We start from the raw sequence: 21398 nt of genomic DNA, 5'->3' as shown, positions 1-21398 counted from the left end.
CCTCGGGTGTCCCTAGGCCCAGCCCCAGTCGTGGTTCGGGTTGAGGGGGTCGACCGGCTCGGCACCCGGGGTGTCGGGCAGGAAGAGGTTGTGCCCCTGCTCGGCCCAGATCGCCATCTTGAGGGCGACCCCGTCGGGCAGGGCATCGGTGTCGGCCAGTTCGTCCGCACCGGGTAGCACCTGCGGGGTCGTGTCGAGAGCCCCCTTGCCAAGGATGAAGTCATCCTCGCCTAGGCCCGGCAGGACCTGGGGTCCGACGGCATCCTTCGTCTCCGGACCGGCCCCGGCCGTCGGCTGGACCTGCGGCCCGGCGACGTCCTTCGACGGGATGATGAAGTCATCGTCCGCAAGACCCGGCAGGACCTGGGGCCCGATCGCCTTGCCGTCGAAGACGAGGTCTCCGGGCGCCGACGGCAGGACCTGCGGCCCGGCCCCGGTCTCGCCCTCGGTCGGCGCCGGCGCGGGCGCCGCGAAGCGCGCATCGTCGGCGGCGAGGATCCCCGCCAGGGCATCGGCCGGAGAGGCCTGTCCCGGGAAGATGAAGTCGGCCGCCGTCAGATTGGCCATGGTCACCCCGTGCAGGACGATGAAGTCGCCATTGCCCAGATTGATGGCCCCGTCGGCTCCGACCTGGCTGAAGTTGACCGCCAGATCGGCGAAGTTGGCAAAGCCGAAGGCCTTGAGGTCGATCCGGTCCTGGCCGATCGTGAAGTCGCCGATCACATCGCCGCCCGTGCCGGGCTGGAAGACGAACACATCATTACCGGCCTCACCGAACAGCACATCATTGCCGCCGCGACCGTCCAGCACATCATCGCCCGCGCCGCCCAGCAGATAGTTGCCCGAGCCGCTGCCGATCATCAGATTGTTGAGCTCGTTGCCGACCCCGAAGGCCGTGGTTCCGACCAGCACCAGATTCTCGACATTGGCGTACAGATAGACGCCGGCATTGGCGACCCTCACATCGGCATAGACGGTGTCATTACCGCCCCCGGCCGCCTCGAACGTCAGATCATCGCCCGTGTCGACCCAGTAGATGTCGTCGCCCGAGCCCCCGTCCATCAAGTCATAGTCGGCCAGGCCGCTGTCGCCGCGCAGGATGTCATTGCCGGCGCCGCCGACCAGGATGTCGGTGTGGAAGGTGCTGCCCCCCCACAGGACGTCATCGCCGTCCTCGCCATAAAGGGCGTCCGCATCCCCGTCGCCGAACAGGACGTCATTGCCCGCACCGCCGACCAGATAATCGATGCCCGCGCCGCCATGCAGGGTGTCGTTCCCCGCCTCGCCGAACAGACTGTCATTGCCCGCCCCCCCGTGGATGGTGTCATTGCCCGCACCGCCCAGAAGCAGGTTCTCGCCCGCATTGCCCGTCATGACGTTATCCAGCGCATTGCCGACGCCGAAGAAGTTGCCCGTGCCCGACAGCGTCAGCGCCTCGATATTGTCGTAGAGGTAGAAGCTGCCCGACGACACGACCGTGTCATAGCCCTCACCCGCATTCTCGAAGACGATGTCCTGCTGTCCATCGACGTGGAAGGTATCGTTGCCGGTGCCGCCATACATCCGGTCCGGACCGGCACCGCCAAACAGCTCGTCATCGCCGGCCCCGCCGTCCAGGGTCGAACCCTGCAGGGTCAGCGGCACGGCCGGGGCACTGGGAACCGAAACGTGCAGCGTATAGGTGCCATTGGCAGGCGGGGTGCTGGTCACCAGCGAGGCGCCGGCGCCGGCCGCCCACTGGGACACCTCGATATAGTAGGTTCCGGCCGCGCTGAAGGTGAAGGTCAGGCCCGAGTCGGTCGACGCTCCATCCGGGGTCGCGGCGTCGTCATTGACGGCCAACTGCGCCCCGTTGACGTCCAGAATCCGGAGTACGGTATCGAAACTGGCGCCATCGATATCCAGCGTTACCTGATCGCCCGCCTCGACGGTGAAGGCGTAGAATTCCCGACCCGCTCCGTTCACCGTGGCCCGGACCGTCGAATGAGGGATTGTCGTCGAATTGACGATGTCGCTATTCTCCAGAAGGTCAAAGGTGCCCGTCAGCGACACGGCCGCACCGATATTGGTGTTGGCCGTGCTCTGGGCCTTGATCACGTCCGGGGCCGCAACCTCGGCCGGGGCCCCGGCGTACAGGCGGTCGTTGCCGCCCGCGCCATTGATGACATCGACGCCGCCGCCGCCGCGGATCACATCATTGCCGGCAGTTCCGGTCAGGTTATCCGAGAAGGTCGAGCCGATGACCTCCTCAATGCTGTTCAGCGTATCGTTGCCCGCCGCGCCGGTCACGGAGGTGCCGTTCATCGTGATGCCGCCGACCGCAGTCGAATAGTCGGCGATGTCATAGCCATTGCCCCCGTTCAGCGTATCGTTGCCGAAGCCGCCGATCAGGATGTCGTCGCCGTCGCCGCCGTTCAGGATGTCGTTGCCAAAGCCGCCGTCCAGGGTGTCATTGCCGGCCAGGCCGTTGATCGTGTCATTGCCGCCCAAGCCATTGATGGCATCGCCGAACGCCGTGCCGTTGATGGTTTCACTGGTGATGTCGCCGGACACGACTAGACCCCCGGTCGGTGCGGCGGCGATGGTCTGGTCGGCAAACTGCAGGAATTCGACATTGGTGATGGTGTCGGTCCCGTCGGGCCCGACCACCGTCCCGATCTGGCCGTTCCAGGTGATGGTATAGGCGCTGCGGTTGCCCGAGAAGACGACCGTATCGATCCCCAGGCCGCCGTCGATCTGGTCATTGCCGCCGTTGCCGCGCAGGCTGTTGTTGCCCGAGTTGCCGCGGATCATGTCATTGCCCGAGCCACCGATGGCGTTCTCGATCACCGCGCCGAGCGCGATCGAGACATTGCCGATGTAGTCCCCGACGTTCGAGAAGGCCGCCTGACGCAGGTCGATCAGCTGGTTGGTGCCGTAGCCCGAAAAGTCAAAGGTGTCGTTGCCGCCGGCATCCCAGACGGCAAAGATCAGCGTGCCGTTGGCGTCCGGCGCGAACCAGGGCTGGCCGGCATTCGAGTTGAAGCCATAGACCGTATCGCCGGTGCGCGTGGTCATATTGGCGCCGTACAGACGCTGGGCGGCGGCGATGTCGTCCATCAGGGGCGCGGCGGAATACTGACGGAAGCCCGAATTCCCGACCCAGCGGATGAAGTCACCCCCCGTGTTCTCCTCGCTGAAATAGCTCATCAGCGAATACTGGCGGCTGTCCTCGAAATAGGTGGCATGGGCCGCATAGGTGATGCTGACACCGGCGCCCGCATTGTAGTCTGCGGGGTGCAGCAGGCCGATGGCGTGGCCGATTTCGTGGGTCAGCACCTGATAGCCATAGGCGTTCAGCACCGGCGTGGCGTTGTAGCTCAGGCTGTTGTTGATCCAGACATCGCCCTGGACCGCGGAGGTCGCGGCGTTGCCCGGCAGGTAGGCGAATGCCGCCGCCCCGTCGGCCCCGGACGAGTAGTTCCCGAACAGGATGGTGGCATTGTTGGAATAGTTGGTGCCGCCGTCAGTCACCTGCTGGAAGGTGATGCCCGCGACATCCGCCCAGGACTGCAGCGCCAGCAGGGTGGCCGTGATCTGGGCCTGGGTGAATTGCGTGAACCCGCTCGTGCCATTGGGCATACTGCCGGGCTCGGTGGCGCGGAAGGCGAAGGTAACAGTCGTTCCCGTGCCGATAGCGCCGCCCCAGAACAGATTGGCCCGCGTCAGCTGGATGCCCGCGTCAATCGGTCCCAGCGAGGGTTTGCCATTGTCGCCGAAGCCGCCCCGGTCATCGCCGTTCAGTATGGCTGCCACATAACCGCTGTCACCGCCCATATCGCCCACATCGATGGCGCCGTGGAAGCGACCGCAGCCGCCGCACAGGCCGTAGCTGGAGATGGCGCCGAAGGTCGAATAGGCGTCGCTTTCGGTGCTGTCCTCGACGAAACGGCCGGTACTGCCGGAGCCGCCGTAGACCGAAAGCGCGGTCGCCTGACGACCAGTGAACAGAGAGTCGAACATTGGGAAAGCCCCTCGCGTGAATATCCAGCAGGCACCCTACTGCAGGAATTCCCGACGACAAGCGTTACAGCTGCTGTGACGGTCAACTGACGGTGAACCGGGGTATGCGGGCCACACGCCGCCCGCGAGCCGCTACGCCCTGCTTCCGTTCCGCCTCGATCCGATCTAGTGAGCCCGCACCATGGATGAGATCGAACGCCAATCCGAAGACCGCGCCTGGACCACAGCCAAGACCCTGGCCGAGGCCCTGCCCTATATCCAGAATTACGACCGCCAGACCGTCGTCATCAAATACGGCGGCCACGCCATGGGCGAGACGGCGGTCGCCAGACAGTTCGCTGCCGACATCGTGCTGCTGAAACTGATGGGGGTGAATCCGGTCGTGGTGCACGGCGGCGGCCCCCAGATCAGCGCCATGCTGGACAAGGCGGGCGTCAAATCCAGCTTCGTCGACGGCCTGCGCGTCACCGATGCCGACACCATGCAGGTCGCCGAGATGGTCCTGTCCGGCGCGGTCAACAAGGAGATCGCCCACTGGATCACCGTCGCCGGCAAACAGGCCGATGTGCGCGGCGTCGGTCTGTCGGGCAAGGATGCCGGCCTGCTGACCGTCGAGCGCACACGCCGCACCAGGCGCGACCCCGACAGCCTGATCGAACAGGAGGTCGACCTGGGCTTCGTCGGCGAACCGACCCGCGTCGACGCCAAACTGATCACTCGCCTGATTGAATCCGACGCCGACTGGGTGCCGGTCGTCGCCCCGATCGGCGTGGCCGAGGACGGGCTGACCTATAACGTCAATGCAGACACGGTCGCCGGTGCCATCGCCGGCGCCCTGAACGCCAAACGCATGCTGCTGCTCACCGACGTCGAAGGGGTCAAGGGCAAGGACGGCCAGATCATCCGCCAGATGACCCTCGCCGAGGCCGAGGCCCTGATCGCTGACGGCACCGCCTCGGGCGGCATGATCCCCAAGCTCCAGACCGCCATGGCCGCCATCCGCGAGGGCGTCGAGGCCGTGGTCATCCTCGACGGACGCCGCCCGCACGCCATGCTGGTCGAACTGTTCACCGAGCACGGCGCCGGCACCCTGGTGCGCGCGCAATGAGCGTCGAGCTCTCCCGCGCCCGCGTCTGGATCTTCGATATGGACGACACCCTGTATCCGCGCGAACAGGGCGTCATGCGGCTGGTGCAGGAGCGGATCAACACCTTCATGATGGCTGCCGTCGGCCTGCCCGAGGGCGAGGCCCGCGTGCTGCAAAAGCAGTTCCTCAACGAGCATGGCACCACCCTGGCCGGGCTGATGGCCAACTATGCCGTCGACCCCGAGGCCTTTCTCCACGAGGTCCACGATGTGCCGCTGGATTCGCTGGAGCCCAATCCGGATCTGGACGCCGCGCTGCGCCGCCTGCCCGGCCGCCGCTTCGTCCTGACCAATGGCGCCCGCTATCACGCCGCCCGCGTGCTCGAGCGCATCGGCATCACCGACGCCTTCGAGGGCGTTCATGCCATCGAGGACATGGATCTGGTGCCCAAGCCCGCGCCCGCCACCTTCCGCCGCTTTCTGGCCGCCCACGCCCTCGAGGCCGAGGGCGCCGTTTTCTTCGAGGACACGCCGCGCAACCTCGCCCCGGCCAAGGCGCTGGGCATGACCACGGTGCTGGTCGGCGACGGCCATGGCCATGAGATCGGCGACTGGGTCGATCACCACACCCTCGACCTGCTCGAATTCCTGACCGAAACCGCCCTCAAGGAGGCCGCATGAGCGACCCCGCCCACTTCAAATCCGTGATCGAACAGGCGTGGGAGGACCGCGCCTCGGTCTCCACCGCGACCATGGGCGAGATCCGCGACGCCGTCGACTACGCCCTGGCGGGTCTCGACGACGGCTCCCTGCGCGTCGCGTCGCGCGAGGCGGACGGCGCCTGGACGACGCATCAATGGCTGAAGAAGGCCGTGCTGCTGTCCTTCCGCCTCAACCCCAATGTCCGCATGGGCCTGGCGACCAACGCCGGCGCCGGCACCCCCGACTCCAGCCCCGGGCCATACTGGGACAAGGTGCCGGTCAAATGGGCCGGCTGGACCGATGCGCGCTTCGAAGCCGCCGGCTTTCGCGCCGTGCCCGGCGCCGTCGCCCGCCACGGGTCCTTCATCGGCCGCAACGTCGTGCTGATGCCCAGCTTCGTCAACATCGGCGCCCGGGTTGAAGAGGGCACCATGGTCGACACCTGGGCCACCGTCGGCTCCTGCGCCCAGATCGGCAGGAATGTGCACCTGTCGGGCGGCGCCGGCATCGGCGGCGTGCTGGAGCCCCTTCAGGCCAATCCCACCATCATCGAGGACGGCTGTTTCATCGGCGCCCGGGCCGAGGTGGCCGAGGGCGTCATCGTCCGCGAGGGCGCGGTCCTCGCCATGGGCGTCTATCTGTCGGCCTCAACCAAGATTGTCGACCGCGCGACCGGCGAGGTGTTCCGCGGCGAGGTGCCCGCATACGCCGTCGTGGTTCCTGGCACCCTGCCCGACCCCAAAGGCGGCCCCGGCCTCTACTGTGCTGTGATCGTCAAGCGGGTCGACGCGCAAACCCGCGCCAAGACCGGCGTCAACGAACTGTTGCGCGCCTGAGCCGTTCAGCGCACGCCTTCGGGCTTGGGATCACCGGTCCCTTGCTTTAGGGCATTACCCGGCGGCCCGGTCCGCGATTGCAGGAGAGTATATGTCGATGCGAGTTCTGGTTCTCGGGGGCGATGGTTTTTGTGGCTGGCCCACGGCCTTGCACCTGTCGGCCCGCGGCTGGGATGTGACGATCGTCGACAATCTGTCGCGCCGGAACATCGACAATGAGCTGGAGGTCTCGTCCCTGACCCCCATCCGCTCGATGGGCGAACGGATCGAGGCCTGGAAGGCCGTCTCCGGCAAGGACATCGGCTTCGTCAATATGACGGTCGGCAAGGAGTTCGACCGCCTGGTTGCCCTGATCAAGGACTTCGCCCCCGACAGCGTCGTCCACTTCGCCGAACAGCGGGCCGCCCCCTATTCGATGAAGTCGGCCCGGCACAAGCTCTACACCGTCGACAACAATCTGAACGCCACCAACCATTTGCTGGCCGCCATCGTCGAGAGTGGGCTGGACGTCCACCTGGCCCACCTCGGCACCATGGGTGTCTATGGCTACACCACCGCCGGCCTGCGCATCCCCGAGGGCTATCTGAAGGTCACGGTCGAGACCGACTTCGGCCCGGCCGAGCAGGAAATCCTGTTCCCGCCGAACCCCGGCTCCATCTATCATATGACCAAGACCCAGGACGCCCTGCTGTTCCAGTTCTACGCCAAGAACGACGGCGTCCGGATCACCGACCTGCACCAGGGCATCGTCTGGGGCACCCAGACCGAGGAAACCCGTCAGGACGAACGCCTGATCAACCGCTTCGACTATGACGGCGACTACGGCACCGTGCTGAACCGCTTCCTGATGCAGGCCGCCGTCGGCTATCCGCTGACCGTGCACGGCACCGGCGGCCAGACCCGCGCCTTCATCCACATCCAGGACACGGTCCGCTGCGTCGAGCTGGCGCTCAACAACCCGCCCAAAACCGGCGACCGGGTCAAGATCCTCAACCAGATGACCGAGAGCCGCCGGGTCCGCGACCTGGCCCTCACCGTGGCCGAAATGGCCGGGGCCGAGGTCCAGAACGTCCCCAATCCGCGGCAGGAAGCCGACGAGAACGAACTCGTCGTCGCCAATGACCAGTTCCGCGATCTGGGCCTCAAGCCCATCACCCTCGCCCACGGCCTGATGGAAGAGGTGACCGAGATCGCCCGCCGCTATGCCGACCGGGCCGACACCTCCAAGATCGCCTGTGTCTCCAGCTGGAATGCCCGTCGGGCCGAGGCGCTCAAGACCGAGCCCGTAGTCTCGGCCACCGCCGCCGCCCATCTGCGCACGGCCTGATCCGACCGGCTGCCGTGACCGCACCCCGTCCCCGCGAGACCCCGTCGATCCTGATCTTCGGCGGCGGCTGGCTGGGGCAGGCTGTCGGCCGTGACGTCCTGTCGAAGGGCGGCATTGCCTGGCTGACCTCGCGCTCGCCCGACACGCGCGCGCAACTGACCGACGCGGGCTTTCACGCCGTCGATCCGGAGGATGCCACGGCCCTCCAGACTGCGGTGTCCGAGGTCCAGACCCTGCTGGTCACCGCCCCGCCCGAACCCACGGGCTGTCCCGGCCTCAAGGCGCTGATCCCGGCCCTGTCGGCCTCGGGCGCCTGGCCCGACTGGATCGGCTACATCTCCTCCAGCGCCGTCTATGGCGACCGCGCCGGCGCCTGGGCCTTTGAGGATGAGCCGCTGCACGCCTCCAGCCTGACCGGCGCCCGCCGCGTCCGGGCCGAGGCCGAATGGCTGGAAGCCGGCCAGAGCATGGGCCTGACGGTCCAGGTCTTCCGCCTGCCCGCCCTCTATGGCCCCGGCCGGTCCCCGGTCGACAAGCTGCGCGACGGCACCGCCCGTCTGGTCAGGAAACCCGGTCAGGTGTTCAACCGCATCCATGTCGATGATGTCGTTTCGGGCCTTTTCGCCTCCATGGCCCGCCCCCATCCCGGCCGTGCCTACACGCTGTGCGACGACCAGCCCTCCCCTGCGGATGAGGTCATCGAATGGGCCGCCCGCCGTATGGGCCTGCCCCTGCCGCCCGAGGTCGACTGGACCGACCCCTCGGTCTCCGAGGGCATGCGCCGCTTCTACCTCGACTCCAAACGCCTCTCGAACGCCCGCGCCAAGGCCGAACTCACCTGGCGCCCCCGCTATCCCGGCTACCGCGAAGGCATAGAGGCGATCCTCAAGGCAGAGGGCTGAGCCCCACCGGGCCCTTCTCCCCACCGGGGGAGAAGGTGTCAGGCGGAGCCTGACGGATGAGGGGGAGGGTTGAGCCTAACCGGGCCGCGTCAATTCTCTCCCCACCGGCCCCCTCATCCGGGCCACTCCGCGGCTCACCTTCTCCCGCAAGGGGAGAAGGAATGCGCAGCTAGGCCCCCCAACCCGCACATCTCCGGCAACAAACCCTCGCCTTTCCAACACCCTGCCCGCCGCGACCGTCATTCTTCCCGCGTCACCTCGCCGCCCCCGCACACTGGCCGGTTGAAGACAGGGAGGACCCCATGGACCCGCACGCCCCCAACCCCACCGATCAGGGCTACTGGCCCAACGACTGGCCCGGACACGATCCTGCATACGACCCCGACCGCGCCTCGATCGACGAGGAGTGCGCCGGCATCTTCGCCGAGCGCGAGGCCCCGTCCCGCTCCGGCCATCACCGCGCCTCGGACGAGACCTGGGCCCGCGCCCGGGCCGACTATCTGGCGGGCGAGTCGGCCGCCGTCGTCTGCGACCGCTACGGCATGCGCGTCTCAACCCTGCGCAACCGCGCCGCCTCCGAAGGCTGGCGCCGTCAGGACCAGCCGGAACCCGAACCGGTCGATCTGGACGCCGAGATGGAACAGGGCCTGCCCGACTATGCCGACATGGCCGCCCACGCCCTGATCCGCCTCAACCGCGCCATCCTGAAAGGCCACGCCACCGAAGCCGGCCGCTGGCTGCGCCTGCACCGCACCCTGCTGGACATGGCCCGGAAACCGGCTTTCCTCCCCCATCGGGGGAGGGGGACCGCAGCGCGCAGCGCTGGGGTGGAGGGGGCAGTACCGCAGGCGAAACCCAACCCCCTCATGGACGCCCTCGAAGCCCAGGTCGCCGAGATCCAGGCCATGGCCCGGTCGTTGGCCGGCAAGTCAGACCATTCAGACGGTTCAGACGGTATTTTTGCGCAGACCCGCGCGACTACCCCACCCCTAGAACGGCAGCAGGTTCCGCTGGCGGCTGTAGGCCATGGTGCCGACATTGGCGCCGAGGCGCAGGCCGACGCCGGTGCGCACGGGGGCCAGGATGATGCCGTCGGCCTGCTGGTAGTTCACGCCGAGGCCGCCGATCAGATAGGCCGACCCCTCGACCCCCGGATAGCGGCGATAGATCATGTCGGGATAGTACAGCCCATAGATCAGGGTAAAGACGCGGCTGGCATTGCCGCCGACGTCCCAGCCGATCGAAATGCCCTGCCAGAAGATTTCCTGTGAAGCGCTGAGGTCCTTCATATGCAGCGCCCCGCGCCCGTATCGGACGCCGATGCCCATGGCCCCGGCCCCCTCCTCGCCCGCGATATAGGCGGTCGGGCGGTCGCCCTGATCGGCAAAGATGCGTTCGATCGCCCCGCCCATGGCCTCGGCGGCGATGCCCAGCTCGCGCGAGCCGACGGCCACCAGTTCCTCGGCGGTATAGGCGGGCGCCTGCTGGTCCGATCGGATCGGATAGCTGGGCCCGGTCGGGCCCTGCCCCGGCTGGGAGGTGGCACAGCCCGACAGCGAGCCGGCCGCCAGCGGGGTGGCGGCGGCAAGGCCGGTCAGGATCAGCTTGCGACGGTCCATGGCGAATCTCCTCAGGCAGCGACAGGCGTGCACCCTGTCGCGGTATTGAGTCAGACTTGCGGCGGCAAGGTTAACGGGACATTGCCATACGCCGGTCAGGCGCGCAGCGCGGCGCCCAGCTTTTGCGCCGCCGCCAAGATCTTCGCCGACAGGGCCTCGATCTCGGCCTCGGTCAGGGTCGCCTGATCGGGCTGGAGGGTGACCTCCAGCGCCACCGACTTGAAGCCCGGCTCGACGCCCTTGCCGCGATAGACGTCAAAGACGGCGACCTCGGTGATCCGGGCCTTGTCGGCCCCCTGCACCGCCCGGACCAGATCGCCTGCGGGAATCCGGTCCTCGACCACAAAGGCAAAGTCGCGGCTGAGCGGCATCAGGGTCGACAGATTGGCCGGGCCGCGCGACTTGGTCTTCGCCCCGCGCGGTTCCGGCAGGGCCTCGAGGATCAGCTCAAAGCCCAGCATCGGGCTTTCGGCGTCCAGCGTCTTCAACGTCGCCGGATGCAGGGCGCCGAACTGGGCGATGAGGGCCTTGGGGCCCAGCTGCACCCGCGCCGAACGGCCCGGATGCCACCAGCCGTCGGTAGGGGCCCGCTCGGGGTCCTGCACCGTCTGCAGGCCCGCCGGGGCGCCCAGCAGGGTCAGCAGTCGCATCAGGTCGCCCTTCAGCTGGAACAGCGGGTCTTCGCCCGCGCCGCTCCAGTGACGGGCGGCATGGGGGGCCACGACCACCGTGATGGCCGTCCGCTGACCGGTCGGGCTGTCGTCGCGATAGACCGGCCCGATCTCGAACAGGGCCACATCGGGGTGGCCCCGGTCGGCATTGCGCGCCGCCGCCTGGATCAGGTTCGGCAGGATCGAGGGCCGCATGCAGTCGAGCCCCTGGGCGATCGGGTTCTCGACCCGCAGCCGGTCGTCCCCGCCGCCAAAGGCCCGGGCGATGTCCTGGCTGGTGAAGGACCAGGTGACCGCCTCGGCATAGCCCAGGGCGGCCAGCGCGCGGCGGGCCCGGCGCGCCCGGGCCTGCAGCGGCGACAGCAGGCCGGCGCTGGGGGCTCCCAGATCCGGCAGGGGGGTGGACGGCAGGGCGTCATAGCCGACGATCCGCGCCACCTCCTCGATCAGATCGGCGGGGCCATGGGCATCGGCGCGCCAGCTGGGCGGGGTCACGGTCCAGCGGTCGCCGGTCTCGACGGCAAAGCCGAGCGCGGTCAGCACCTCGGCCGTGCGCTCGGGGCTGACGTCCAGCCCGGTCAGCCGCCCGACGCGGGCCGGGTCAAAGGCAAAGGCTGTCGGCGCGGCCGGGGCTTCGCCCGCGACCACGACCTCGGACGGCTCGCCGCCGCACAGGTCGAGGATCATCCGGGTGGCCAGCTCGATGCCGGGCACCACTGTGCCGGGGTCGACCCGGCGGGCAAAGCGGTACTGGGCGTCCGAGCTGATGCCCAGGGTCCGCCCGGTCTGGGCCGTGGCCAACGGGTCGAACCAGGCGCTCTCGAGGAAGACGTCGGTCGTTGCGTCCGAGCAGCCGGTGGTCTCGCCGCCCATGACGCCGCCGAGGCCGATGGCCCGTCCGCCGTCGTCGTCGGCGATGACGCAGATGTCTGGGGCGGCCGCATAGGTCTTGCCGTCCAGCGCGGCCACGGTCTCGCCGTCGGTCCCGCCCCGCGCGACCACCGCCCCGCCCTTCAGGCTGGCGAGGTCATAGACGTGCAGCGGCCGGGCTCGGTCGTAGGCGATCAGGTTCGTCACATCGACCAGCCGGTTGATGGAGCGCAGGCCAATGGCCGCCAGCCGCCGCTGCAGCCACTCGGGCGAGGGGCCGTTGGTGACGCCGCGGATCACCCGTCCGGCAAAGACCGGGCACAGGCCAGGCGCCTCCAGCCGGATCGAAACCGGGCAGGCGAAACGGCCCGCGACGGGGACGATGGCGGGGGTCTTCAGCCGGCCCAGACCGGCGGCCGCCAGATCCCGGGCGATGCCGTCCACGCCCAGCCAGTCGGGGCGGTTGGGGGTGACCTCAAAGTCGATGACCGGCTCGGCCCCGAACACCTCGGCCGCCGGTGTGCCGACCGCGAGGTCTGCGGGCAGGTCGAGGATGCCGTCGCTGTCGCCCGGCAGCTCCAGCTCGGCGGCCGAGCACAGCATGCCGTTCGAGACCACGCCGCGCACCGGCTTCTCGACCAGGGTCACGCCCAGCCCGGGCACCCAGGCCCCGATTGGCGCATAGATGGTGACCAGTCCCGCCCGCGCGTTCGGCGCGCCGCAGACGATCTCCTTTGGCCCATCCACGGTCTCGACCTGACAGACCTGCAGGCGGTCGGCATTGGGGTGGCGCTCGGCCGAGACGATCCGGGCCACAGTGAAGGGCGCCAGCGCCGCCGTCGGATCGGTGACCTCCTCGACCTCCAGCCCGGCCATGGTCATGGCCTCGGCCACGCCCCGGGCGTCCGCCGTCGTATCCAGATGATCCTTCAGCCAGGAGAGGGTGAACTTCACGAAGCCTTGCCCTCAGCCTCGGCCTTGGCCTTCAGCTCTGCCTGCGCCGCCTTGTCGGTGATCTCGCGCGCGCTCAGCAGGCCGCGCTCCATCTCCGCCACCGCGTCCTCCGGTCCGGTGAAGCCGATCTGCGTGAACCGGCAGCGGAGGAAACGGCAGTCCTTGAACCCGATCACGCCGGCAGCCTTCGACCCGCGCGGCGTCAGCAGCAGGGTCCGGACGTCGGTGGCCGAGCCCATGTTGCAGCCGTCGAACTGCACGCCGTCGCCGATCCCCAGCACCGCCGGCCCTTCGATCAGGCAGTCGGTGAAGGTCTTGCCCTCGATCATGAACTTGCCGGCATTCAGGTGCTGGACACCCATGGCGGGCAGCCAGATGGCCTCGTTCTGGAAGCTGTCGCGCTCAACCAGTTCGTGTCCGGCCGGATTGGTGATGGGGGGAGTGCTCATGGGACGGGTCCTGGATACGGGGTCAGCTTAGCCCGGCGGCGGGGCTGGGCGCGGAAAAGGCGGAGAAGCCGTAGTGGGACAGCCAGCGGCTGTCGGCCTCGAACATGGGACGCAGGTCAGGGATGCCGTACTTCAGCATGGCCAGGCGATCCACGCCCATGCCGAAGGCAAAGCCCTGGTACTCATCCGGGTCGATCCCGCACGTGCGCAGCACATTGGGGTGGACCATGCCGCAGCCGAGGATCTCCATCCAGCTGTCGCCCTCATTCAGCTTCAGCACGCCGCCCGAGCGGTCGCAGCGGATGTCCATCTCGGCCGAGGGCTCGGTGAAGGGGAAGTGGTGCGGCCGGAACCGCGCATCGATGCCCTCGACCTCGAAGAAGCGGGCGACGAAGGTTTCCAGCGTCCACTTGAGGTGGCCCATATGGATGTCGCGGTCGATCACCAGCCCCTCGACCTGATGGAACATCGGCGTGTGGGTGGCGTCGGAGTCCTTTCGGAAGGTGCGGCCCGGCGCGATGATCCGGATCGGGGGCGTCGTCGACATCATGGTCCGGATCTGCACCGGGCTGGTGTGCGTGCGCAGCACCTTGCGCTCACCCGTTTCCGGGTCGGGCCTGAGGAAGAAGGTGTCGTGCATCTCCCGCGCCGGATGCTTGGGCGGAAAGTTCAGGGCGGTGAAGTTATGGAAGTCATCCTCGATGTCCGGACCTTCGGCCACCGAGAAGCCCATGTCGGCGAACAGGGCCACCATCTCGTCCATGACCTGCAGGGTCGCGTGGACGCTGCCAGACCGGGCCGGACGGGGCGGCAGGGTCAGGTCCAGATGCTCGGACTTCAGCCGGGCCTCCAGTTCTGCGGCCGCAAGCTCGGCCTTGCGGGCGGCCAGGGCCGCCGCCACCCGGTCGCGCAGGCCGTTGATGCGCGGCCCCTCGGTGCGGCGCTCATCCGGGCTCATGGCGCCGAGGCCTTTCAGTAGGCCAGAGATCGACCCGGCCTTGCCGAGGGCGGAGACGCGAAGGTCCTCGAGGGCCTGCACACCCTCGGCCGAGCCGATGGCGTTGATCAGGTCCAGTTCCAGTTGGTTCAGGTCTGTCATGACGCCCGTCGTCTAGCGAGACGAAAGCCGTTCGTCACCCCGAAAGGCACCGGCGACGCCGTCCCGGGTGTCCGGCATGAGCGGCCCGCTCGATCCCAATCTGCAGAATACGTCCGTAGTCGGATTTATCTCTATGATTTCGTTGCAAAATCTTCGAATTCGAAAAAGCCATCCTTAAGGGATTGCCGCCAAGGCTGCGCCCGGAAGTCAGGAGCGTTCTGTATGGCCCGGATCAGGGACTATCGCGTCATTGCCGAGCCGGTCGGGCCCGACGTCTGCGGATCCGATGCGTTCGAACGCTTTCGGACCGAGCCCAACACCCTGGCCATCGGCGTGGTCGATGGGGACGGGCGGCCCATCGGCCTGATCGAACGCCACGCCTTTACCCTGAAGATGGCCGCCGAGTTCGGACGCGCCCTCTATGCACGCAGGCCGGTCTCGTGGCTGATGGATGCCAGCCCGCTGGTGTTCGATGGCGCGATGGACGCCGCCACCCTGTTCCAGAGCCTGAACGATTCCGAGCTGGGCGGTCTGCTGGGCGGTTTCATCATCACGGAAGAGGGCCGCTACAGCGGGGTCGGGTCGGGCGTGCAGGTGCTGCAGGCCGCCAGTGCCCTCGCCCGCCGCCGGGCCGATGAAATGGCGGCCCTGGCCCGGAACCTGAGCCGGGCCGAAGCCGAAGCGCGGGCGTCCAGTCGTGCCAAATCAGAATTCCTCGCCGTGATGAGTCATGAGATCCGGACCCCTCTCAACGGGGTCCTTGGGGTGGCAGCCCTGATGGAGCGGAAGCTGACGCAGGAGGATCTCCGGCCCCACGTCCGCACCATCCTCGATTCGGGACAGAGCCTGCTGCGCCTGTTGACCGATGCGCTGGACATGTCGCGGGCCAATGCCGGTATCCTGACGCTGGAGCCGTCTCCGGTCAGCCTGACCGCCGTCGCCGACGACCTTCTGGCCCTGTGGAAGGCCCGGGCCGAGGAGAAGGCCATTTCGCTGGACGTGCGCTGTGAGGGGAACAACCCGACCTGGGTCCAGTGTGACGAAATCCGGCTCAAGCAGCTGTTGAACAATCTGATCGGCAATGCGCTCAAATTCACGCCGTCCGGGCGGGTCAGCTGCACCCTGAAGGGCGCACCGTTCGGCGACCGGATAAGGGTCGAAGGCGCGGTGGAGGATAGCGGCCCCGGGATCCCGGCGGACAAGATCGATCAGGTCTTCCAGCCCTTCAACACCGGCGAGGCAGGACGCGAGGGGGCGGGTGCCGGTCTGGGCCTCGCCATCTGTCGCCAGATCGTCGACCGCATGGGCGGGACCATCTCGGCCGGAACCTCGCCGTTCGGCGGCGCTCGCTTCAGCTTCCGGATTGAACTGGACACCGCCACGCCCGACGACCTGACGGCGGGCCAATCCCGGGCGGAACCGACCCCCCATGATACCCTGCACATACTGGTCGCCGACGATCACCCGACCAATCGCTTCCTGGCCGGCAAGCTGCTGGAAATGTTCGGTTGCAGCTTTGAGGCCGTCGAGAACGGCGCCGAGGCGCTTGCGGCCGTGCGCGACCGTGCCTTCGATCTGGTCCTGATGGACATCAAGATGCCGGTGATGGATGGCGTGGAGGCGACACGAGCCATCCGCCAGCTCGGCGAGGGCAAGGGCTCAGTCCCGGTTCTGGCGCTGACGGCCAATGCCGACGACGCGGATGCCAGGACCTACCTGGCCGCCGGCATGAACGCCGTCGTCTCCAAGCCCATTCAGCCCGACGTCCTGCTGGATGCCATCCGTCGGGCCATGAGCGTGCCCTTAAGCCACGCGGCTTGATTCACCGTCCTTGAGGACGAAGGTGATCTTCAGGTTGACCCGGTATTCGGTGATCTGGCCGCTGTCGACGACGACCTTCTGTTCCTGGACCCAGGCGCCGCGCACCTGATCCAGCGTTTCGTCGGCGCGGGCAATGCCCTTCTTGATGGCGTCCTCGAAGCTAACGGTCGAGGACGAGGTGATTTCGGTGACGCGGGCGACGGTCATGGGACACTCCTGTTTCGGTGTCCCCTTCAAACGATACCGGACCCTTCCGGTTGCGTGACGGCCTCGCCTCATGAAAACGCCCGCCGTCCTGAAAGGAGGCGGGCGCTGTCAGATCGTCACGCGTGACAGGGTCAGGCCAGGGCGGCGCGAACCTTGTCAGCCACGGCCTTGAAGCCGGCTTCGTCAGCGGCCATCGCGGACAGAACCTTGCGGTCCATTTCGATGCCGGCCTTCGACAGGCCGTGCATGAACTGCGAATAGGTGAAGCCTTCCAGACGGGCGGCGGCGTTGATGCGCTGGATCCACAGGGCGCGGAAGTTGCGCTTCTTGGTGCGGCGGTCGCGGTAGGCATATTGCCCGGCGCGGTCGACGGCGGCCTTGGCGGTCCGGATGGTGTTCTTGCGACGGCCGTAGAAACCCTTGGCCTGTTTCAGAACCTTCTTGTGCTTGGCGTGCGAGACGACGCCTCTTTTGACGCGAGCCATTATATATCTTCCTTCGGAAGGGCCCTAGCGCGCGCGACGCGGTCGCTTGCTGCTTGAGGGCCTCTGTTCAAATTCGTTCGATGCGATGAAGTCAGTCGGTCTGTGCGGCTACGCCTAGGCGTAGGGCATGTAGGACTTGATCTTCTTGGCGTCGGCGTCGGCCATGACCGAGGTGCCGCGGTTCTGGCGGATGTACTTGGAGTTATGGCTGATCAAGCGGTGACGCTTGCCTGCCACACCGGCCTTGACCTTGCCGCTCGCAGTGAATTTGAAGCGCTTTTTGGCGCCCGACTTCGTCTTCAGTTTCGGCATTTTCCATTCCTTTTTCGGCGACCGGTCTTAGGACTGAAAAGTCCGGAGGGTGGACGCACTGGGTTCTGGAACCGCCCAGGCATGCCTGTTCGCCCGGCGGTTCGGTACGCGAAGGCGCGGGTCATACGGCAAGGCCCCGCCAAACGCAAGGGCAGGATTCCTGCACCGGATCATTCCCGAGAGCATTTTGTTCATGGTATGTTCTACCCATGAAGACGCCGGATGATCGCCATGAGGACGGGGCCGGGCTGCGTTGGCTGTTTCTGGACCTGAACAGCTATTTCGCCAGTGTCGAGCAGCAATACCAGCCGGACCTGCGGGGACGACCGGTAATCGTGCGACCGGCGCCGTCCGAATACACCTGCGCGATCGCCGCCAGCTATGAAGCCCGGCCCTTCGGAATTCGTACCGGAACCCGCGTGATGGATGCCCGCAAACTGTGCCCTGGCTTGGCTGTGGTCGAGGCCCGCCCTGACCTCTATGTCACCGTTCACAAGCAGATCATGGCCGAAATCGACAGGCACCTGCCGATCTGGAAGGTTTGCTCGATCGATGAGGCGGCCTGTGAATTGACCGGGCCTCAGCGGCTGGAGGCCAATGCAATCCCGTTGGCCCGGCGGGTTCAGGCGGGGATCCAGGCGGCGGCGGGTGACTGTCTGCGCTCATCGGTCGGCCTGGCGCCCAGCCGTCTGCTGGCGAAGACCGCCTGTGGCATGCAAAAACCTGACGGCCTGACGGTTCTGCGTGCCGACCAACTGCCCGGGCGACTGCTGGATCTGCCCCTCTCGGCCCTGCCGGGTGTAGGGCCACGCATGACTCGCCGGCTGCAGGCGGCCGGGATTCACGACATGGCCGGGCTGTGGGCACTGGGAGCTGCCGAAGTCCGACGCCTGTGGAACAGTATTGAGGGAGAACGGATCTGGCGGGGCTTGCACGGACTTGACAGTGCAGAGCCGCCCGAGCGGCCGCGCGCCTCCATCAGCCACAGCCACGTTCTGGCCCAGGCCATGCGAACCCCCGACGGCGCCCGTGCCGTCGTCCGCCGATTGACCGTCAAATGCGGCGCCCGTCTACGCCGACTACAGCTGACCGGAGGGTCCCTGACCCTGATCGTGGACATGCCCGACGGCGCCCCGCGAAAGGCCCGGCGACGCGACGTGGCGTCACTGAGCTGCACCTTCGCCCCCACCTGCGACAGCTTTGTCCTGCTGAAGGCCGTAGATCGCCTTTGGGAAGGCATACGTGCCGATATCGAGCACCGCCCGCCCAACTATGTGGGGGTGGCCGTTCATGACCTGCGCCCGGTAGACAGCTTTGTGCCGGATCTGCTGGGCTGGTCGCCGGATCAGGGCGGCCAGTCCCGCTCCCTGCTCCTGTCGCAGGCGCTGGACCGGTTGAACGCCCGGTTTGGCAAGGACACGGTCTCCATCGGACCCCGCGCGGACTTGCCGAGCTATGTGGGCGCCAAGATTGCCTTCAACCGCATCCCCGAAGATGAAGAATTCCGGGAGTAGCCTCCATCCGGCGGATTGGAATTCAGAAAGGCAAGCCCATACAGAAACGCCCCGGCGCGGCGGCACCGGGGCGTTCAGATGTCTTGCGGTCGCGTCGGAAAACTAGCGGGGCGCGAGGATCATGATCATCTGGCGGCCTTCCATACGCGGGGCATATTCGACCTTGGCGATTTCCTCAAAATCGGCCTGGACCTTGTTGAGCAGTTTCATGCCGAGTTCCGGGTGGGCCATTTCGCGACCGCGGAAGCGCAGGGTCACCTTGACCTTGTCGCCCTCCTCGAAGAAGCGGTGCATGGCCTTGGCCTTCACGTCATAGTCGTGTGTGTCGATATTGGGCCGGAGCTTGATTTCCTTGAGCTCGACGACCTTCTGCTTCTTGCGCGCCGCGGCCTTCTTCTTCTGCTCCTCGAAGCGGAATTTGCCGTAGTCGAGGATTTTGCAGACGGGCGTCTCGGCGTTCGAGACGATCTGGACAAGATCCATGCCGGCTTCTTCGGCGGCTTCCAGCGCGGACGCCAGAGGCATTACGCCCTGCTTTTCACCGTTCTGGTCGATCAGGAGCACGCGCGCGGCGCGGATATCCTGATTCATGGGCGGCCCATCCTTGACGGGCGGAGTTTGCATCGGACGGCGAATGGGCGTCGTTTCCTTATGTGGTCGAGAGAAGATTGGCGGCTGTCATACGGAAACGCGCGGCGACCCGCCCCGTTTCCTGACAGCGCAATATGACCCTACGCGGCCCAATCTTCAAGGCGTGGGCCCCGGACGCCCCTCTGGCCACGCCTCATACAGATCAACCACGGCAGAAAAGACACGATCGACCGTAAGATCCTCGATCGGGGCGAACTGGCCCCGAGTCTCATTGGAGGCCACGGTAGCGGTCCTCGGCCCCCATGGGCCATACAGCCACCACTGGGTCGGGCCGAACAGGCCGAGCGTCGGCCGACCGAGAGCCGCCGCGACATGCATCAGGCCGGAGTCATTGCCGACGAACAGGGCCGCACGGTCGATGGCCGCAGCCGAGCACAGGATGTCGCCCTTGCCGACGCAGTCGATGCCGCGATCCCCGGCCGCCTCTAGCGCCGGAGTGGCAGGGGGCCGGTCGCCCGGGCCGCCGACGGGCATGAAGCGCCAGCCGTCAAAGCGGGGGTCGGCCTTCAGCCGCTCGACCAGCTGACCCCAGCGGTCGGCGGGCCAGGACTTGCCCGGCTGGTGGGCGATGGGCGCCAGGGCGATGATCGGACCGGGTCCGGTTCCGGCCGCCAGCTGCGGATCGATGACGGCGGCGGCTTCCCTGCGCGCCGTGTCGTCGAGGAAGATTTCGGGATCCAGCGGGGCATCGGCGCCCGTCAAGCGCGTGACCATCTCGACCTTGCTGACGCCGGTCTCCCACTGGCGGGTGTAGACGACGCGCCGTCTCGTGGGCACCAGCCAGGCGAGGGCCGAGCCCCGGATGTCGATCACCAGGTCCCAGCGGGTGTTCCGCACCTGACGCCACAGGTCGAACCAGTGTCCGGACATGGGCTTCTTGTCGAGGATGATGATCCGCTCGACCCCGGGGGCGGCGCGAAAGAACGGAGCCGGGGGCCGACCGCAGGCCACGGTGATCGCGGCACCCGGAAATTGTCGCCCGATCTCGCGGATCACGCCCGAGGAAATCACGCAGTCGCCGATGCGATTGGAGGTGACGAACAGGACCTGGGGGGCGGGTGTCATGCGATTCCGTCTTCGCTTCCGGGGTCAGGTCTGGCTATCAGGGTCTGCGACCCATGGCGAGAGGAGCCGGACATGACCGATCACCTGACCCGTCCCGACGGCGAACATCTGGCCCTGAAACAGGTTGAAGGCGAGGGGCCCGTCGTCCTGTGGGTCGGGGGCTTTCGCTCGGACATGGAGGGGACCAAGGCGCTGGCGCTTGAGGCTGCCGCGCGCGAACGGGGCTGGGCCTTCGTGCGCTATGACCATTTCGCCCACGGGCAGTCGACGGGGGAATGGCGCAAGGCCACCGTCGGCAGGTGGTGCGAGGATGCCTGTGCCCTGGTCGATCATCTGGTCGGGACGGGCGGGCGGCAGGTGGTGCCGGTCGGATCGTCGATGGGCGGCTGGGTGGCGCTGAACCTGACGCTGGCACGGCCGCAGGCGGTCAAGGGTCTGGTGCTGATTAATCCGGCGCAGGACTTTACCGAACGGCTGATGTGGCCGGACCTGGGGCCGGACCGTCAGGCCGAGATTCTGGAGACCGGCGAGACCCTGATGCCGGACGAGGGGCTGGGGCCCTATGTGCTGACCCGGACGATGTTCGAGGAGGCCCGCACGCGCGTGCTGCCGGAAGGCCCCCTGCCGGTCCGGTGTCCGGTGCACATCCTGCAGGGACGAAAGGACACCTCTGTGCCCTGGCGCCACCAGCTGGCCCTGATCGCGCAGCTGGAGTCGGCGGAGGTGCGGCTGGACCTTATCGCCGACGGGGACCACCGGCTGTCGGGTCCCGGCGATCTGGCGCGCATGATCGCAGCCGTCGAGGCTATGCGGTCAGTCTGATCGT

The 21398-nt window shown here is 67.3% G+C and carries 19 protein-coding genes; 8 read left to right on the top strand and 11 right to left on the bottom strand.

The features are described 5' to 3' along the window. Nucleotides 1–12: 12 nt before the first annotated feature. Complete coding sequence (locus EG854_RS03225) at nt 13–4002, bottom strand: M10 family metallopeptidase C-terminal domain-containing protein (protein WP_123286299.1); 3990 nt, start codon at nt 4000–4002, stop codon at nt 13–15. A gap of 181 nt (nt 4003–4183) precedes the next feature. Between EG854_RS03225 and argB the strand changes: the two genes are divergently transcribed. The 5 genes from argB (at nt 4184) to EG854_RS03200 (ending at nt 8855) form a co-directional block, all read left to right on the top strand. Next, nucleotides 4184–5110, top strand: a complete 927-nt coding sequence (gene argB, locus EG854_RS03220; protein WP_123286298.1) for an acetylglutamate kinase — start codon at nt 4184–4186, stop codon at nt 5108–5110. Then, nucleotides 5107–5769: a pyrimidine 5'-nucleotidase gene (locus tag EG854_RS03215; protein ID WP_123286297.1), complete on the top strand. Its 663-nt coding sequence runs from the start codon at nt 5107–5109 to the stop codon at nt 5767–5769. Before argB ends, EG854_RS03215 begins: the two co-directional genes overlap by 4 nt. Further along, nucleotides 5766–6626, top strand: a complete 861-nt coding sequence (gene dapD / locus EG854_RS03210; protein WP_123286296.1) for a 2,3,4,5-tetrahydropyridine-2,6-dicarboxylate N-succinyltransferase — start codon at nt 5766–5768, stop codon at nt 6624–6626. The genes EG854_RS03215 and dapD overlap by 4 nt, the downstream gene beginning before the upstream one ends. 97 nt (nt 6627–6723) lie before the next feature. Then, nucleotides 6724–7953, top strand: a complete 1230-nt coding sequence (locus EG854_RS03205; RefSeq protein ID WP_123286306.1) for an NAD-dependent epimerase/dehydratase family protein — start codon at nt 6724–6726, stop codon at nt 7951–7953. A gap of 14 nt (nt 7954–7967) precedes the next feature. Next, nucleotides 7968–8855: an NAD-dependent epimerase/dehydratase family protein gene (locus tag EG854_RS03200; protein ID WP_123286295.1), complete on the top strand. Its 888-nt coding sequence runs from the start codon at nt 7968–7970 to the stop codon at nt 8853–8855. Between the two features lie 551 nt (nt 8856–9406). On the opposite strand, the gene EG854_RS03195 is transcribed toward EG854_RS03200, so the two are convergent. From EG854_RS03195 to pheS, 5 genes are all read right to left on the bottom strand, one after another. Continuing rightward, nucleotides 9407–9604, bottom strand: coding sequence for a hypothetical protein (locus EG854_RS03195; RefSeq protein WP_123286294.1), 198 nt, complete (start codon nt 9602–9604; stop codon nt 9407–9409). Between the two features lie 240 nt (nt 9605–9844). After that, nucleotides 9845–10474 (bottom strand): DUF1134 domain-containing protein, encoded by a 630-nt coding sequence (locus EG854_RS03190; RefSeq protein WP_123286293.1) that lies wholly within the window; start codon nt 10472–10474, stop codon nt 9845–9847. Between the two features lie 95 nt (nt 10475–10569). After that, nucleotides 10570–12969: a phenylalanine--tRNA ligase subunit beta gene (pheT, locus tag EG854_RS03185; protein WP_123286292.1), complete on the bottom strand. Its 2400-nt coding sequence runs from the start codon at nt 12967–12969 to the stop codon at nt 10570–10572. Further along, nucleotides 12966–13418, bottom strand: a complete 453-nt coding sequence (locus EG854_RS03180; protein ID WP_123286291.1) for a hypothetical protein — start codon at nt 13416–13418, stop codon at nt 12966–12968. Before EG854_RS03180 ends, pheT begins: the two co-directional genes overlap by 4 nt. 22 nt (nt 13419–13440) lie before the next feature. Next, nucleotides 13441–14517 carry a phenylalanine--tRNA ligase subunit alpha gene (gene pheS, locus EG854_RS03175; RefSeq protein ID WP_123286290.1) on the bottom strand — a complete coding sequence of 359 codons (1077 nt, stop codon included), beginning with the start codon at nt 14515–14517 and terminating at the stop codon, nt 13441–13443. 222 nt (nt 14518–14739) lie between these two features. On the opposite strand from pheS, the gene EG854_RS03170 reads away from it, so the two are divergent. Further along, a complete protein-coding gene (locus EG854_RS03170; RefSeq protein ID WP_123286289.1) occupies nt 14740–16338 on the top strand; it encodes a response regulator in 1599 nt (532 codons plus the stop codon). Here the strand turns inward: EG854_RS03170 and EG854_RS03165 are convergent. From EG854_RS03165 to rpmI, 3 genes are all read right to left on the bottom strand, one after another. Then, nucleotides 16321–16545, bottom strand: coding sequence for a dodecin family protein (locus EG854_RS03165; RefSeq protein ID WP_123286288.1), 225 nt, complete (start codon nt 16543–16545; stop codon nt 16321–16323). The genes EG854_RS03170 and EG854_RS03165 overlap by 18 nt on opposite strands. Nucleotides 16546–16676: 131 nt before the next feature. Next, on the bottom strand, nt 16677–17030 hold the full coding sequence (gene rplT, locus EG854_RS03160; RefSeq protein WP_123286287.1) for a 50S ribosomal protein L20: 354 nt from the start codon (nt 17028–17030) through the stop codon (nt 16677–16679). Nucleotides 17031–17144: 114 nt separating this feature from the next. Beyond that, nucleotides 17145–17342: a 50S ribosomal protein L35 gene (gene rpmI / locus EG854_RS03155; RefSeq protein ID WP_123286286.1), complete on the bottom strand. Its 198-nt coding sequence runs from the start codon at nt 17340–17342 to the stop codon at nt 17145–17147. Between the two features lie 209 nt (nt 17343–17551). Here rpmI and EG854_RS03150 point away from each other — a divergent pair, with 209 nt between their 5' ends. Beyond that, the gene (locus EG854_RS03150) at nt 17552–18856 is read left to right on the top strand and encodes a Y-family DNA polymerase (protein ID WP_123286285.1); all 1305 of its coding nucleotides are present in this window, start codon (nt 17552–17554) and stop codon (nt 18854–18856) included. A 102-nt stretch (nt 18857–18958) separates the two neighbouring features. On the opposite strand, the gene infC is transcribed toward EG854_RS03150, so the two are convergent. Both infC and EG854_RS03140 read right to left on the bottom strand, forming a co-directional pair. Continuing rightward, nucleotides 18959–19480, bottom strand: a complete 522-nt coding sequence (gene infC / locus EG854_RS03145; protein ID WP_123286284.1) for a translation initiation factor IF-3 — start codon at nt 19478–19480, stop codon at nt 18959–18961. A 123-nt stretch (nt 19481–19603) separates the two neighbouring features. After that, nucleotides 19604–20572: a glycosyltransferase family 9 protein gene (locus EG854_RS03140; RefSeq protein ID WP_123286283.1), complete on the bottom strand. Its 969-nt coding sequence runs from the start codon at nt 20570–20572 to the stop codon at nt 19604–19606. Nucleotides 20573–20644: 72 nt separating this feature from the next. On the opposite strand from EG854_RS03140, the gene EG854_RS03135 reads away from it, so the two are divergent. Next, on the top strand, nt 20645–21394 hold the full coding sequence (locus EG854_RS03135; RefSeq protein WP_123286282.1) for an alpha/beta fold hydrolase: 750 nt from the start codon (nt 20645–20647) through the stop codon (nt 21392–21394). Nucleotides 21395–21398 lie beyond the last annotated feature (4 nt).

Origin of the sequence: Brevundimonas halotolerans (genome assembly GCF_003730275.1) — a bacterium.
Lineage (GTDB): Bacteria > Pseudomonadota > Alphaproteobacteria > Caulobacterales > Caulobacteraceae > Brevundimonas > Brevundimonas halotolerans.
The sequence above is the reverse complement of the archived record's forward strand: the minus strand, read 5'-3'. Positions and strand labels throughout refer to the sequence as shown.

What these genes read in the sequence shown, in the direction of transcription:
- infC (WP_123286284.1), bottom strand. Translation starts at nt 19,480, where the DNA reads ATGCAAACTCCGCCCGTCAAGGATGGGCCGCCCATGAATCAGGATATC.
- EG854_RS03190 (WP_123286293.1), bottom strand. Translation starts at nt 10,474, where the DNA reads ATGGACCGTCGCAAGCTGATCCTGACCGGCCTTGCCGCCGCCACCCCG.
- EG854_RS03225 (WP_123286299.1), bottom strand. Translation starts at nt 4,002, where the DNA reads ATGTTCGACTCTCTGTTCACTGGTCGTCAGGCGACCGCGCTTTCGGTC.
- EG854_RS03205 (WP_123286306.1), top strand. Translation starts at nt 6,724, where the DNA reads ATGCGAGTTCTGGTTCTCGGGGGCGATGGTTTTTGTGGCTGGCCCACG.
- EG854_RS03165 (WP_123286288.1), bottom strand. Translation starts at nt 16,545, where the DNA reads ATGACCGTCGCCCGCGTCACCGAAATCACCTCGTCCTCGACCGTTAGC.
- rplT (WP_123286287.1), bottom strand. Translation starts at nt 17,030, where the DNA reads ATGGCTCGCGTCAAAAGAGGCGTCGTCTCGCACGCCAAGCACAAGAAG.
- EG854_RS03150 (WP_123286285.1), top strand. Translation starts at nt 17,552, where the DNA reads ATGAAGACGCCGGATGATCGCCATGAGGACGGGGCCGGGCTGCGTTGG.
- EG854_RS03170 (WP_123286289.1), top strand. Translation starts at nt 14,740, where the DNA reads ATGGCCCGGATCAGGGACTATCGCGTCATTGCCGAGCCGGTCGGGCCC.
- EG854_RS03215 (WP_123286297.1), top strand. Translation starts at nt 5,107, where the DNA reads ATGAGCGTCGAGCTCTCCCGCGCCCGCGTCTGGATCTTCGATATGGAC.
- EG854_RS03180 (WP_123286291.1), bottom strand. Translation starts at nt 13,418, where the DNA reads ATGAGCACTCCCCCCATCACCAATCCGGCCGGACACGAACTGGTTGAG.
- argB (WP_123286298.1), top strand. Translation starts at nt 4,184, where the DNA reads ATGGATGAGATCGAACGCCAATCCGAAGACCGCGCCTGGACCACAGCC.
- EG854_RS03140 (WP_123286283.1), bottom strand. Translation starts at nt 20,572, where the DNA reads ATGACACCCGCCCCCCAGGTCCTGTTCGTCACCTCCAATCGCATCGGC.
- EG854_RS03135 (WP_123286282.1), top strand. Translation starts at nt 20,645, where the DNA reads ATGACCGATCACCTGACCCGTCCCGACGGCGAACATCTGGCCCTGAAA.
- dapD (WP_123286296.1), top strand. Translation starts at nt 5,766, where the DNA reads ATGAGCGACCCCGCCCACTTCAAATCCGTGATCGAACAGGCGTGGGAG.
- pheS (WP_123286290.1), bottom strand. Translation starts at nt 14,517, where the DNA reads ATGACAGACCTGAACCAACTGGAACTGGACCTGATCAACGCCATCGGC.
- rpmI (WP_123286286.1), bottom strand. Translation starts at nt 17,342, where the DNA reads ATGCCGAAACTGAAGACGAAGTCGGGCGCCAAAAAGCGCTTCAAATTC.